The sequence below is a fragment of the Kitasatospora sp. NPDC056273 genome (assembly GCF_042268845.1).
In the GTDB taxonomy this organism is placed as follows: Bacteria; Actinomycetota; Actinomycetes; order Streptomycetales; family Streptomycetaceae; genus Kitasatospora.
In genome coordinates this window covers 1-13775 of record NZ_JBHJSJ010000039.1, presented here as the reverse complement: position 1 = coordinate 13775, position 13775 = coordinate 1, and the positions used below count along the sequence as shown (strand labels likewise).

Annotated in this window: 10 protein-coding genes; 4 read left to right on the top strand and 6 right to left on the bottom strand. The window is 75.0% G+C overall.

Annotated features, from left to right (window positions below):
• Window positions 1–70: 70 nt before the first annotated feature.
• Complete coding sequence (locus ACFCY1_RS28470) at window positions 71–1219, bottom strand: LLM class flavin-dependent oxidoreductase (RefSeq protein ID WP_074001573.1); 1149 nt, start codon at window positions 1217–1219, stop codon at window positions 71–73.
• 390 nt (window positions 1220–1609) lie between these two features.
• Between ACFCY1_RS28470 and ACFCY1_RS28465 the strand changes: the two genes are divergently transcribed.
• Window positions 1610–1933, top strand: coding sequence for a hypothetical protein (locus tag ACFCY1_RS28465; protein ID WP_049655743.1), 324 nt, complete (start codon window positions 1610–1612; stop codon window positions 1931–1933).
• A gap of 20 nt (window positions 1934–1953) precedes the next feature.
• Here ACFCY1_RS28465 and ACFCY1_RS28460 read toward each other — a convergent pair whose 3' ends face one another.
• Both ACFCY1_RS28460 and ACFCY1_RS28455 read right to left on the bottom strand, forming a co-directional pair.
• Complete coding sequence (locus ACFCY1_RS28460) at window positions 1954–2721, bottom strand: ABC transporter permease subunit (protein ID WP_375876471.1); 768 nt, start codon at window positions 2719–2721, stop codon at window positions 1954–1956.
• Between the two features lies 1 nt (window position 2722).
• Window positions 2723–3727 (bottom strand): ABC transporter ATP-binding protein, encoded by a 1005-nt coding sequence (locus tag ACFCY1_RS28455; RefSeq protein WP_049655738.1) that lies wholly within the window; start codon window positions 3725–3727, stop codon window positions 2723–2725.
• 93 nt (window positions 3728–3820) lie between these two features.
• On the opposite strand from ACFCY1_RS28455, the gene ACFCY1_RS28450 reads away from it, so the two are divergent.
• Both ACFCY1_RS28450 and ACFCY1_RS28445 read left to right on the top strand, forming a co-directional pair.
• On the top strand, window positions 3821–4618 hold the full coding sequence (locus ACFCY1_RS28450; protein WP_375876470.1) for an alpha/beta fold hydrolase: 798 nt from the start codon (window positions 3821–3823) through the stop codon (window positions 4616–4618).
• Window positions 4615–4935, top strand: a complete 321-nt coding sequence (locus tag ACFCY1_RS28445) for a hypothetical protein (RefSeq protein ID WP_049655736.1) — start codon at window positions 4615–4617, stop codon at window positions 4933–4935. Before ACFCY1_RS28450 ends, ACFCY1_RS28445 begins: the two co-directional genes overlap by 4 nt.
• Window positions 4936–5037: 102 nt before the next feature.
• On the opposite strand, the gene ACFCY1_RS28440 is transcribed toward ACFCY1_RS28445, so the two are convergent.
• From ACFCY1_RS28440 to mce, 3 genes are all read right to left on the bottom strand, one after another.
• Window positions 5038–5967 carry a cellulose-binding protein gene (locus ACFCY1_RS28440; protein WP_049655735.1) on the bottom strand — a complete coding sequence of 310 codons (930 nt, stop codon included), beginning with the start codon at window positions 5965–5967 and terminating at the stop codon, window positions 5038–5040.
• 117 nt (window positions 5968–6084) lie between these two features.
• Complete coding sequence (locus ACFCY1_RS28435) at window positions 6085–11151, bottom strand: hypothetical protein (RefSeq protein ID WP_375876469.1); 5067 nt, start codon at window positions 11149–11151, stop codon at window positions 6085–6087.
• Window positions 11152–11717: 566 nt separating this feature from the next.
• Window positions 11718–12158, bottom strand: coding sequence for a methylmalonyl-CoA epimerase (gene mce, locus ACFCY1_RS28430; RefSeq protein WP_049651447.1), 441 nt, complete (start codon window positions 12156–12158; stop codon window positions 11718–11720).
• 280 nt (window positions 12159–12438) lie between these two features.
• Here mce and ACFCY1_RS28425 point away from each other — a divergent pair, with 280 nt between their 5' ends.
• The gene (locus ACFCY1_RS28425) at window positions 12439–13632 is read left to right on the top strand and encodes an acetyl-CoA C-acetyltransferase (RefSeq protein ID WP_074001457.1); all 1194 of its coding nucleotides are present in this window, start codon (window positions 12439–12441) and stop codon (window positions 13630–13632) included.
• Window positions 13633–13775: the final 143 nt, after the last annotated feature.

Below are 13775 nucleotides of genomic sequence, written 5' to 3'. Positions count from 1 at the left end.
CGGCGCCGGCCGCCCCGTTCCCCGGTGCGGGGGGAGGGGCGGCGGCCCGGGCCCGTGACCCGTACGGGGCTCAGCCCAGTTGCGGCAGCACCTCGGAGCCGAGCCGGGCGATGTTGTGCAGGGTCGTCTCCTCGTCGCCGCTGCCCTCGGCGAGCAGGGCGAAGCGCCGGATGCCGGTGCGTTCGGCGGTGGCCAGCAGCCGGTCGGCGCACTGCCGCGGGGTGCCCACCGCGTGCAGGTCGCAGAGCAGCTCGGTGTACTGGCGCGGGTCGCGCATCCTGCGCTCGCGGCCGTCCACGGTGCGGTGGGCGCCGAGCCCGTACTCGAACCAGCCGGGCATCGCGTTCAGCAGTGTGGACCGGGCCGCCGCGGCGCGGTCGTCGACCTGGGCCACCCCGGCCGCGACGTGCCGGCGACCGATCCGGCGCAGCTGCTCCTCGGACCGCCCGGCGGCCAGCCAGGCGGACCGGTACAGCTCCAGCATCCGCAGCTTGTCGTCGTCCCCGGAGTGCATGCCGAGCAGCATCGGCAGGCCGCGCTCGGCGGCCATCCGCACCCCGCCCGGCGAGGTGCAGGCGACCACCACGGGCGGGCCTGACACCGGCCGCCCGGAGGCGGTGAGCTCCTCGCCGAGGCCCCCGTCGTCCCGGCGCTGGCGCGGGAAGCGCACCGGGCCGGACCGCTGGCCCAGGCCGAGCCAGCTGCTCAGGCCGGGCCGCCGCACCGGCTCGGTGGCCCGCGGCACCACCGCGACCTCGGGGAAGGCGAACTGCGGGCCGTCCGCGCCCACCCGGGAGCCGCGCAGCCAGCGCAGCAGCAGGTCCAGCCGCTCCGGGAAGCCGTTCTCGAAGGCGTCCACGCCGCCGCCGAACACGTCCAGGTCGATCCACGGGCCGCCGCGGCCCACCCCGAGCGTGAACCGTCCGCCGGAGGTGAGGTGCAGCAGCGCGGCCTGCTCGCCGAGCCCCACCGGGTGGCGGGTGGAGAGCACGCTGACCGCCGTGCCGACGCCGATCCGGCGGGTGCGGCCGAGCAGCAGCCCGGCCAGCGTGGCGGCGTCCGGGCACACCCCGTACGGCACGAAGTGGTGCTCGGCCAGCCAGACGCTGTCCAGGCCCGCGCGTTCGGCCTCGACGGCGGAGTGGACGGTGCGCTCCAGCGCCTCGCCGTGGCTCTGCCCGGGGAACTGCGCGGACAGCAGGAACAGGCCGACCCGCACCGGACCGGTGGCCGGCGGCAGCGCGCCGGCCCACTGGGTGGCCGGCAGCGGCTCGCCCGCGACGGCCGTCACCGGGGGGACGGAGGTCAGCGTCGGGCCGGGGGCGGGCGACCGGACCCCGACGGGCCGGCCGCTCTCGGCTCGGGCGCTGGTCTTGCTCATCGTGGGGCCTCCTCGGGTGCGCGCAGGGTCTGCGGGCCCCGCCTTCTCCCCCTGTGGGTATCGGATGTCATGTGCCAATGGCACGCCGAACCCCGAATTTCCCCGATGATCGGGTGGATCTCGGCAAAAACGCCGAAGTGCCGGACGGAGCCGTGGTAGTGGCCGTACGGGGCCCCGGGCGGCCGTAGGCTGGAACGACCCAGAGGCCAGCAGGAGAGGGAGTCCGCCGTGTCGCCGCGCCGCAACCGGATCAAGAGCGCCGCCCCCCACGAGAGCGCAGAACCGGCCGCCCCGCTCGGCGGTTCGCTGCGCCGCACCGAGAGCTACCAGGGCGACGACTGGGTGGTCCAGACGGTCGCCGGGACGGCCGGACGGTTCTACCGCTGCCCGGGCTGCGACCAGGAGATCCCGCCGGGGACGGGCCACGTGGTGGCCTGGCCGATGCACGGCGCGGGCGTGGACGACCGGCGGCACTGGCACCGCGCCTGCTGGGGAGCGCGGGAGCGCCGGGCCTCCAACCTGCTGCGGGGCCGCGGCGCTCCGCGGTACTGACGGCCGGGCCGCCGGGACGGCTACGCGTCGCGGTTCTTGAGCACCAGCGCGCCGCCGACCAGCGCGGCCGCCGTCCAGGCGAGGCAGATCAGGAAGCCGGTCCACGGCCCGTACGGCTGGCCGTGCTGCTCGTAGACCAGCAGCATCCGGGAGCCCGCGTAGTCGGGGAAGTAGTGGGCCAGGGTCTTGACCTTCGGCACCGCCGAGAGGATCGGCGAGAGCAGGAAGAAGAACGGCACCAGCACGCCGAGCGCGAGCGTCTGGTTGTGCAGCATCGTGGTGACGCCCGCCGAGAACAGGCAGAGCAGCGTCAGGTACAGCGCCGCCCCGAACACCGCCCGCAGCACGTTCGGTTCGCCGATCGTGGTGGAGTGCGCGCCGAGCAGCGCCTGGCCGGCGAAGAAGGTGGCGAAGGCCGTCACCAGCGAGACCGCCAGGGCCAGCGCGCCGAGCACCACGGCCTTGCCGGTGAGCAGGGTGCCGCGCTGCGGGACGGCGGCCAGGGTGACCCGGACCATGCCGCTGCTGTACTCGTTGCCGATCGCCAGCACCCCGAAGACGATGATCGCCAGCTCGCCGAGCATGATGCCGGAGAAGGACGTCCCGGTGGCGTCGAACGGGGACTGGTCGCCGCGGCGGAACTCGGTGAAGTTGTTGTTGGTGAGCAGGGACAGCAGCGCGCCGATGCCGACCGTGACGACGAAGGTCAGCGCGAGCGTCCAGACCGTCGAGCGGACGCTGCGGATCTTCGTCCACTCGGAGCGCAGGACCGCCGGGAAGGACGCCATCTCAGTTCTCCTCCTGCCGTGCCGTGGTGTTCTGCGGGGCGCCGTCCGCCTTCCAGCCGGCGCCCCACTCGGTGGGCGCGCCGGCCGCGTCCAGGCCCGGTCCGTCGCCCGCGTGGTACTCCACCGAGTCGGCCGTCATCTGCATGAAGGCCTCCTCCAGCGAGGCCTGCTGCGGGCTGAGCTCGTGCAGCACCACGCCCTGGCCGGCGAACAGCTCGCCGAGCCGGGCGATGTCCCCGTCGACCACCTCGTAGGAGCCGTCCGGGCCGGGTTCGTGCCGCAGGCCGGCCCGGGCCAGCACGTCGAGCAGCCGCTCGGGCTCGGGGCCGCGCAGCCGTACGGCGGAGCGGGAGTTGCGCCGGATGAACTCCGGCATCGGCAGGTCGGCGAGCAGCCGGCCCCGGCCGATGACCACCAGGTGGTCGGCGGTGACGGCCATCTCGCTCATCAGGTGGGAGGAGACGAAGACCGTCCGGCCCTCGCCGGCGAGGCGCTTCATCAGGTTGCGGATCCAGAGGATGCCCTCCGGGTCCAGGCCGTTGACCGGCTCGTCGAACATGACGATCTCCGGGTCGCCGAGCAGTGCGGAGGCGATGCCCAGGCGCTGGCCCATGCCGAGCGAGAAGCCGCGGGCCCGCTTGCGGGCCACCGGGGTGAGGCCGACCAGGGCGAGCACCTCGTCCACCCGGCGCTCGGGGATGCGGTTGCTCTGGGCGAGCCAGAGCAGGTGGTCGCGGGCGGTGCGGCCGGGGTGGACGGCCTTGGCCTCCAGCAGCGCGCCGATGTACTTGAGCGGCTCGCTGAGCTGGCCGTAGCGCTTGCCGTCGATGGTGACCCGGCCGGAGGTCGGGCGGTCGAGGTCGAGGATCATGCGCATGGTGGTGGACTTGCCGGCGCCGTTGGGGCCGAGGAAGCCGGTCACCACGCCCTGGGGGACCTGGAAGCTGAGGCGGTCCACCGCGAGGGTCTTGCCGTAACGTTTTGTCAGGTCGTGCAACTCGATCATTCGCGCTCCCTCAGGTCTTTGCCAGGCTAGGACAAAGGGGGTATCGCGGCCCGCTGAGTGGGCCCGCCGGGCGTGCCGGAATAGGTTGGTGGCATGACCCAGCTCCCCTCCGCAGTGTCGGTCCGCGAGAGCGGTACCGGAACACCACTCCTGCTGCTGCACGCCTTTCCTCTGAACGCCTCGATGTGGTCGTCCCAGCTGGACGCGCTGCCCGGCCTGACCGGGGACGAAGCGCGGGTGCTCGCCCCCGACCAGCGGGGGTTCGGCGGCACCGGGCTGGGCGACGACGAGCCCTCGCTGGACCTGGTCGCGGACGACCTCGCGCTGCTGCTGGACGCCGCCGGAATCGAACGCGCGGTGGTCGCCGGGCTCTCCATGGGCGGCTACGCGGCGCTGGCCCTGGCCCGCCGCCACCCCGACCGGCTGGCCGGCCTGCTGCTCGCCAACACCCGGGCCACCGCCGACACCGAAGCGGTCCGGGCCAACCGGGAGCGGATGGCCGCCGCCGTCACCGCGCGGGACAGCGTGCGGCTGCTGCTGGACGAGCGGGTCGCGGCCGGGCAGCTCGGGCCGGACTCGCAGCACCTGGTGGAGCGGGTGGAGGCGATGGTCGCCGCCGCGTCGCCGGCCTCCGTCGCCTGGGCCCAGCGGGCCATGGCGGCCCGCCCGGACTCCCTGGACGTGCTGGCCGGCCTGCCGGTGCCGGTCGCGGTCGTGGCGGGCGCCGAGGACGCCCTGGTGGCGCCGGAGGAGGCCGAGGCGATGCTGCGGGCCCGGCCGGACGCCGAGCTGACCGTCCTGCCCCGGGTGGGCCACCTGAGCGCCCTGGAGGCGCCGGAGGCCTTCGACGCCGTCGTGCGCGCCCTGCTCGCCCGGGTGGCCGCCGGATGAGCCAGGAGAGTCAGGACGCGGCGGCCTGGGACTTCTCGGCGCTGGAGGTGAGCGGCCGGATGCCGGTGACCAACCGGGGCGAGGGGCTGGTCGAGCTGACCCTGGAACCGCTCGGCGAGGACTACTGGATGCGCCCGGGGGAGACCTTCATCGTCACCTCGTACGGCGACTACGGGCCCGGGCACCCCTTCGAGGTGCAGTACTGGCCGGACTCGGTGTCGGTCTGGTGCACCTCCTGGTTCGGCACCGTCTCGGACGACGAGGGCAACCAGCTCAGCAGCGGGTACCAGCGGCCGGACGGCGCCTACCCCCGCTAGGGACCCTTCGTCAAGCCGCGCCCGAGGCGATGACGGCGCGACAAGCCGACAGGCCCTCACCCGGGCGGGTGAGGGCCTGCGGTGCGGCTCGGCCGGTGTGCGTCAGCGCGACTGCTGGGCGGGCACGCCCAGGGTGTCGTCGGTCGGCAGCGAGGCGGCGGCCACGGCCGCGCCGGTCAGCGTCGCCAGCATCTCGCGGACGTTGGTCAGCTGGGCGTTGATGCTGTCGCGGCGGTTGGTGAGCGCCGCCAGCTCGCGCTCGGATTCGCTGCGGATGCGGTCGGCCTTGGCGTTGGCGTCGGCCACGATGTCCTCGGACTGGCGCTGGGCCGTCTCGACGGTCTGGCGGGCGCGGCGCTCGGCGTCGGTGCGCAGCTTCTCGGCCTCCAGGCGCAGCTGCTCGGCCCGGTGCTCGATCTCGGCCAGGCGCTTCTCGGCCTTGGCCTGACGGGCGGCCAGGTCGCGCTCGGACTGCTCGCGGCGCTTGGCCAGGTTGGTCTCGAACTCCAGCGCGGCCTGGGCGGCCTTGGTGCGGGTGTCCTCGAAGAGGGCGTCCGCCTCCTCGCGCTTGTTCTGGGCGTCCTTGTTGGCCTCGGCGCGCAGCTGGGCGGCGTCGCTCTTGGACTTGTCGACGATCCGCAGCCCCTCGTCCTCCGCCTTGGCCTTGCGGTCCTTGGCGTAGTTCTCGGCCTCGGTGCGGACCTGCTGGGCGGCGGCCTCGGCGAGCTCGCGGTGCTGCTCGGCGGCGCGGTGCGCCTCGTCGCGCAGGTCCTTGGCCTCCTCCTCGGCGAGTCGCAGGATCTTCTCGACCCGGGCGCCGAGACCGGCGTAGGAGGGCTCCGCCTCGGTGACCGCCGCCTGGGCGGACTGGGTCTCGAGGTGAAGCTCCTCGATGCGCTTCTCCAGCGCGCTGATCCGGGTCAGGGCACTGTCACGGTCGGCCACCAGCTTGGTGATCCGCTCGTCGACCTGGGCGCGCTCGTACCCACGGCGCACCAGGTCGAAGCCGTGAGGGGAGTGACTGTCGCTCATGGGGTTCTGGGCTTCCTGTCGTCAAACCGCTGAGGTGGTTGAGGGAATCCTGACACGGTACCGGAGTGTCGACGGCGTTATGCCGTTCTCTCACGGACAATGACCGCCAATGTCCGCTCAATCGGGTGGTGAGCTCTTGGAGCGATTGCCACCCGACCGGGGGGAGCCAACTCCGGCACCGGCCTTGGCGCCCCCGTCCTTCTTGGTGCTGCTTCCCCCGTTGGCCTGGGCGACCGGTGACGGCGCCTCGAACGCCTCCAGGGCGGACAGCACGTCCTGGACCCTGGAGATCTCGGTGTTGATGTCCTTGCGGCGGCGCACCAGTTCGTCCAGCTCGCGCCGGCCCTCGTCGGTGACCCGCTTCGCCTCGGCCTTCGCCTCGGCGAGCAGCCGCTCGGCCTCCGCCTTCGCCAGCTCGACCTGCTCGTCCGCGGACTCGTCGGCGTCCCGCAGCCGCTTCTCCGCCTCGGTGGAGGCCCGGTCCAGCCGCTCCTCGGCCTCCGCCTCGGACGACCGGAGCTTGGCCTCGGCCTTCCCGATGAGCGCCTCGGCGCGGTCGGTGGAGTTGGCGAGCTTGGTCTCCGCCTCCTTGAGCAGGCCCTCGGCCTTGCGGACGGCGGACAGCCGGACCTTGCTGGCCTCCGCGGAGGCCTCCGAGGTCAGCTCGGCCGCGCGGTCCTCGGCCGCCGCGACCAGGGCCGCCGCGCGGTCCTCGGCCTCGGCGACGGTGGCCACCGCCTGCTCCTCGGCCTCGGTCAGCTGCTCCTGGGCGGCCGTCACCAGCGCGTCCACCCGCTCGCCGGCCGACTTCATGGCCGCCGCGTTCTCCTTGCGGGCGCGCTCGTGCAGGGCCTCGACCTCGGCGTCGGTGCGCTCGCGCAGCTCCTCGGCGCGCTCGCGGATCGCGGTCGCGTCCCGGCGGGCCTCGGCGAGCAGGGTGTCCGCGTCGGAGCGGCCCTTCTCGACCTCGGCCTGACCGGCCGCCTCGCCGGCGGCGACCAGCCGGTCGGCCTCCTTGCGGGCGGCCGCGACCATGGCGTCCGCCTGCTCCTCGGCGGCGGCGGTGGTCGCCAGCGCGGTGGTCTGGGCGTCCTCGCCGAGCGCCTCGGCGTCCGCGAAGGCCTTCTCCAGGACGGACTTGGCGTGCTCGCGGGTGGCCTTGTCGAACTGCTCGGCGGCCTCCCGGGTCTCCGCGTCGTAGGCGTCGGCGCGGGAGTGGGTGGCGGAGTCGTAGTCGTCGGCCAGGGTGCGGGTGGCGAGGGCGTACTCGTCGGCCTCGGCGCGCAGGGCCGCGGACAGCTCCTCGGCGTCGGCGATGCTCCGGGCGCCCTGGGCCTCGGCCTCGGCCACCGTACGGGCGGCCTGCGCCTCCGCGTCGGCGCGCAGCTGCTCGGCGGCCTCCTGGGCGGCCCGCAGCTCGGCCTCGGCCTCCGCGCGCAGCTGCCCGTCGTAGGCCCGGGCCTCGGCACGCTGCCGGCCGAGCTCGTCCTCGACGGCCTCCCGCTCGGCGGCCAGCTCCAGCTCGGTCTGCTCGCGCAGGGCGGTGGTCTCGGCCTCGGTGCGGGCCCGCAGGTCGGCGGTCTCGCGGTCGACGAGCTCGCGCTGCTCGGCGCTCTCCCGCTCGACCAGGCCGCGCAGCTCGGCGGCGTACGCGTCGGCGGACTCGCGCTGCTCGGTGCTCTCCCGCTCGGCCAGCTCCCGCTGCTCGGTGGTCTCGTACTCGGCGAGGGTGCGCAGCTCGGTGGCGTCCTGCTCGGCGGCCTCGCGGAGTTCGGTGACCTCCTGCTCGGCGGCGGCCCTGAGCGCGGCGATCTGCTCGGCGGCGGCCTCGTGCATACCGGCCACCGACTGGCGGACCTCGGCGGCCTCGTCCTCGGCGGCGGCCACCAGCTCGGCGCCCTCGGCCTTGGCGGCGGCGATCAGCTCGGCGCGGTCGGCCCTGGCCTGCTCCAGCTCGGCGCCGGCCTCGGCGCGGATGCCGTCGGCGGTGGCGCGGGCCTCGGACAGCTCGCGGCCGGCCTCGGCCCGGACGGTCGAGGCCTGCTCGTTGGCCAGGGCCAGTTCGGCGGCGGCCTTCTCGCGGGTGGCCTTGGCGTCCTTGGCGGCCTCGGCGCGGCGCTGCTCGGCGGTGGCCTCGGCGCGCTCCAGCACCTCGTCGGCGGCGGCGCGCTGCTCGGCGGTGTGGGCGTCGGCCTGCTCGCGGACCTCGGCGGCATACGCGTCGGCCTGCTCGTGGACCTCGGTGGCGTAGGCGTCGGCGGCGGTCTGCTGCTCGGTGGCGTACGTGTCGGCGGCCTCGCGGACCTCGACGCTGTGCTTCTCGGCGGCTTCGCGGACCTCGACGCCGTACCGGTCGGCGGTCTCGCGGACCTCGGCGCCGTACCGGTCGGCCGCCTCGCGGACCTCGGCGGTCTCCGCCGCGGTGCGCTTGGTGAGGTCGGTGGCGTGCTGTTCGGCCTCGGTGCGGACCCGGTCGGCGTGGGCCTCGGCGGCCTCGCGCTGCTGGGTGGTCTCCTGCTGGGCCAGGGCCCGCAGCTCCCCGGCGGCCTGTTCGGCCTCAGCCCTGGTCTCCGCGGCGTAGGCGTCGGCCGCGGTGTGCTGCTCCGTGGCGTATGTGTCGGCGGCGGTGTGCTGCTCGGTGACGTACGTGTCGGCCGCGGTGCGCTGCTCGTCGGCGTAGGCGTCGGCGGCTTCGCGGACCTCGACGCTGTGCTTCTCGGCGGCTTCGCGGACCTCGGCGCTGTACTGGTCGGCGGTCTCGCGGACCTCGGTCGTCTCCGCCGCGGTGCGTTCGGTGAGGTCGCCGGCGTGCTGTTCGGCCTCGGTGCGGACCCGGTCGGCGTAGGCCTCGGCGGCCTCGCGCTGCTGGCTGGTCTCGCGCTGGGCGAGTGCCCGCAGCTCTCCGGCGGCCTGTTCGGCCTCGGCCCTGGTCTCCGCGGCGGCCTGTTCGGCCTGCTCACGGGCGGCCTCGGCCGCGTCCAGGTGCTCGGAGGTCTCCTCGCGCTCGCGCCGCAGGCCGTCGGCGGCCTCCTCGCGTTCGCGCCGGCTCTCCTCGCGCAGCGCGTTCGCGGCCGCCTCGGCCTCGGCCCGGGCCCGGGCGGCCTCGGTGTCGGCCTCGGTGCGCACCCGCTCGGCGTCGGCCACCGCGGCGTCCCGGACGGCCTTCGCCTCGGCCTGTGCCTCGGTGGTCAGGGTCTCCGCCGCGGCGGTCGCCTCGGCACGCACCCGCTGGTCGAACTCGGTTGCGTCGCGCCGGAGTTCGGCGGTCTCGCGCTCGGCGGCGGACCGGTTCTCGGCGGCCGCGGCCTTGGCGGCGGCGAGCGCGTCCTGGCCCTGCTGCTCGGCGGCCTCGGTGATCTTCCCGGCCTCGGCCCGGGCCCGGGTCAGGGTCTGCTCGGCCCGGCCCTGGGTCTCGGCGGCCTGCTCCTGGGCCTGCTCGCGCAGCCGCTCGATCTCCCCGGCGGCACCCGCGCGCAGCTCGTCCGCGTCGGCCTTGGCCTTGGTGAGCAGCTCCTCGGCGTTCTTCGCCGACTCCTCGATCTGGACCACGGCCTGGCGGCGGGCCTCGCCGCGCACCCGGTCGGCCTCGGCGGCGGCCTGGGCGCGCAGCTCCTCGGCCTCGGCCCGCAGCCGGGCCGCCTCGTCCTGCATCTGCTCGATCCGCTCGCGGATCGCGGCGGCGTCGTCCAGGGCGGCGTTCTGGGCCTGCTCGACGGCGGCCTGGGCCTGCTCGCGCAGGCGCTGCGCCTCGGCGGCGGCCTCGGCGCGGATCCGCTCGGCCTCGGCGGCGGCCTCGCCGCGCACGGTCTCGGCGTCCTGGTCGGCCCGGCCGAGGACCTCCTCGGCGGTCTTGGCGGCCTTGGCGAGGTGGACGGTGGCGTCCTTGGCGCCGGCCGCCCGGCCCGCCTCCTCGGCCTCGCCGCGCAGTCGCTGGGCGTCGGCCTCGGCGTGCGCGCGCAGCTCGGCGACGTCCCGCTCGGCCAGGGCGCGGAGTTCGGCGATCGCCGCCTCGGCCTCGGCCTTCAGTTCGGAGGCCACCGACTCGGCGGTGGCCCGCAGCCGCTCGCTCTCCTCGGCGGCGGCGGCCCGGGCGGCGTCGGCCTCGGCCTGCTTGGTGGCGGCCTCGGTGCGGACGCTCTCGGCCTCGGCCCGGATCGCCGAGGCCTCCTTGGTGGCCTGGGCGACCATCCGGGCCACCTCGGCCCGGGCGGTCTGCGAGCGCTGTTCGTTGGCGGCCTCGCCGTCGGCGACCCGGCGCTCGGCGGCGGCCTCGGCGTCGGCCTGGAGCTGCTCGGCGGCCTGCTCGGCCTGGGCGCGCAGTTCGGAGGCCTCGCGGCGGGTGCGCTCCGCCTCGGCGATCGCCTCGGCGCGCAGCCGCTCTATCTCGGCCTTGGCGGCGGCGAGCTGCTGCTCGGCCCGGGCCTGCTCGTTGGCGGCCTGAGCCTTGAGCCGGCCGATCTCGGCCTGGGCGGCGACCAGCTGGCCCTCGGCGGCGGCGTGCGCGGCGGCCAGCTGCTGCTGGGCCTCGCCGCGGGCGGCGTCCACGTCGGCGGCGGCCTGGGCGCCGGCCTGCTGGGCCTGCTCGGAGGCGGCGCGCAGCAGGCGCTCGGCGTCGTTCTGGGCCCGCTGCAGGGCGGCCTCGGCGGCGGCCTGGGCCTCGCCGCGGGCGGCGTCCACGTCGGCGGCGGTCTGGGCGCGGGCGTGGTCGGAGAGGGCGACGGCCTCCGCACGGGCGGCGGCGACCATCCGCTCGGCCTCGGCGCGGGCGTCCTGGAGCAGCCGCTGGGCCTCCTGCTCGGAGCCGGCCCGGGTCTGCTCGGCCCAGCCGTTGACGTGCTGCTCGGCGGAGCGGCGCAGCTCGGCGAGCTCGTCCTCCAGCTGGCGGCGGCGGGCGGCGAGGTCGGCCTCCAGCCGGGCGGTGCGCTCGGCGGCCTCGGCCATGATCCGCTGGGTGGCGGCCTGGGAGTCGCGCAGCTGGCGCTCGGCGTCGGCGCGCAGCTGCTGGGCCTGCATCTCGGCGGTGCGGAGCATCTGCTCGGCCTGGCCGGAGACGGCGTCGAAGGCGCGCGGCTGGGCCAGCATCCGGCGGGACTCGTGCAGTTTCGCCCGCAGGACCTCCACCTGGTAGGCGAGGTCTTCGGCATGCTCGACTGCCTTGTCGCGCTCCTTCCGAGTCCGACCCATCTCGGCCTCGAACTGGGAGAGGTGATCGTCAGCCTCGTAGCGGTCGTTGCCCCGCACTCCGCGGTCCCATCCATCTCCTGGTCGCGTCCTCGACCCGGCCGGTTCCGGGCTCCGGTATCCCGGGCGCCGGTCCGACTGGTCCTTGCATCCGCAGCCGGTGGACGGTCCCCCGCCATGCCGGGGCCGCCCGCCGCGGTCGTCGGAATCCGGGGCGCGGGAGCGCGGGGGTGCCGCGTTCCCCCGTCCGAGTGGACTCCTGGGCGAACTCTTGCCTTGTGGAGAATGGTGACAGATCCGTCTTGCGACTGTTCAGCCGTGCCCGCGTAATGGACTCCCCTTGCGACGGGCCGACCGCCGGAGGGCGGACAGGCCTGTCTTCGGCCGTGCCCGTCGCCTCCGTCCCCCGGAGCCTTCGCGCACCTGGGCATTGTAGTGGGAGCGCACTGCGGGGGAATGGCCGCAGGGGTGTTTTCCGGCTCTTCCCGCCAGGTTACTGACGGGTCATGACCGACGGACCGTCGGCTGCCCCCGGGACGCCGCGCGCCCGGGGGCGGGCCGGGAGGGGGTCAGTGCCCGTCGTGGCCCTGCTGCGCGGAGGTGACCAGCTCGGTCAGCACGCCGCCGCAGTCCTTGGGGTGCAGGAAGGTGATCCGCGAACCCATCGAGCCGATCCGCGGCTGGTCGTAGAGGACCCGGACGCCCTTGTCCCGGATGGCCTCGGAGTCGCCGTCCACGTCGGCGGTGCCGAAGGCGATGTGGTGCACGCCCTCGCCGTTCTTCTCCAGCCACTTGGCCACGGTGGAGTCGGGCCGGGTGGGCTCCAGCAGCTGGAGGTACGAGGCGCCGCCGTCGTCGGTGCCGTTGATCCGGAGCATGGCCTCGCGGACGCCCTGCTCCTCGTTGACCTCGGAGTGGAAGACCTCAAAACCGTAGGTGGCGCGGTAGAACTCGACCGTCTTGTCGAGGTCTCGGCAGGCGATGCCGATGTGGTCGATGCGGGTCAGCACGACGGCCTCCGGGAGGTGGGGAGAAGGTGGTGGGGCTAAAGGTGCACCCAGTGCAGCGCATGGCCCGCGACGGGCGCCAGTGCCGGGCGTGCGAGCCTGCTCACACGGCGGGCCGCCCGGCGGACGGCCCGCGGGCGGTTCACCCGGAGCGGGTCGGCACGGTGTTGACTGGATGGTGCCAGTGCGCTCGATCACACCGTCGCTCCGGTGACGGGCGGGTAACGGGTCAGTACATTGAGCGCATCCTCACCTGGCCACGACGTGCGAAGGGGCCCGTCCCATGACCAACACCACCTCTGTGATCGTTGCCGGTGCGCGGACCCCGATGGGTCGCCTGCTGGGTTCTCTCAAGGGCTTCTCCGGCGCCGACCTCGGCGCCGTCGCGATCAAGGCGGCCCTGGAGCGGGCCGGGATCACCGGCGAGCAGGTCCAGTACGTGATCATGGGCCAGGTGCTCCAGGCCGGCGCCGGCCAGATCCCGGCCCGCCAGGCCGCCGTCAAGGCCGGCATCCCGATGAACGTCCCGGCGCTGACCGTCAACAAGGTCTGCCTCTCCGGCCTCGACGCCATCGCGCTCGCCGACCAGCTGATCCGGGCCGGCGAGTTCGACATCGTGGTGGCCGGCGGCCAGGAGTCGATGACCAACGCCCCGCACCTGCTGCCGAAGTCCCGCGAGGGCTTCAAGTACGGCGCGATCGCGATGCTCGACGCGATGGCCCACGACGGCCTCACCGACGCCTACGAGAACATCCCGATGGGCGAGTCCACCGAGAAGCACAACACCCGCCTGGGCATCCCGCGCGAGGCGCAGGACGAGATCGCCGCCGCCTCCCACCAGCGGGCCGCCAAGGCGCAGGCCGACGGGGTCTTCGACGCCGAGATCGTCCCGGTGGCCATCCCGCAGCGCAAGGGCGAGCCGGTGCTGTTCAGCCAGGACGAGGGCATCCGCGCGGACACCACCGTCGAGGGCCTGGCCAAGCTGCGCCCGGCCTTCACCAAGGACGGCACGATCACCGCCGGCACCTCCTCGCAGATCTCCGACGGCGCCGCCGCCGTGGTCGTGATGAGCAAGGCCAAGGCCGAGGAGCTGGGCCTGACCTGGATCGCCGAGATCGGCGCGCACGGCAACGTGGCCGGCCCGGACAACTCGCTCCAGTCGCAGCCGTCCAACGCGATCAGGCACGCGCTGGCCAAGGAGGGCCTGGAGGTCGCCGACCTCGACCTGATCGAGATCAACGAGGCCTTCGCGGCCGTCGCCCACCAGTCGATGAAGGATCTGGGCGTCACCTCCGACATCGTCAACGTCAACGGCGGCGCCATCGCGCTCGGCCACCCGATCGGGATGTCCGGCGCCCGCGTGGTGCTGACCCTGGCGCTGGAGCTGCAGCGCCGCGGCGGCGGGGTGGGCGCGGCCGCGCTGTGCGGTGGCGGCGGCCAGGGCGACGCGCTGATCGTGCGCGTCCCGAAGGCCTGACCGGCTCAGACCAGGGCTGCGGGGCCCCCGGGGGGGGGCCCCGGCCCCGCCGGGAACCCGCCCCGGGGGGCAGGTTTTTGATTTGGGCCCGCGGGGGGGGGGGGGCCGGGGGGGGCGGGGCGCGGGGGGGGGCCCGCGGGTGA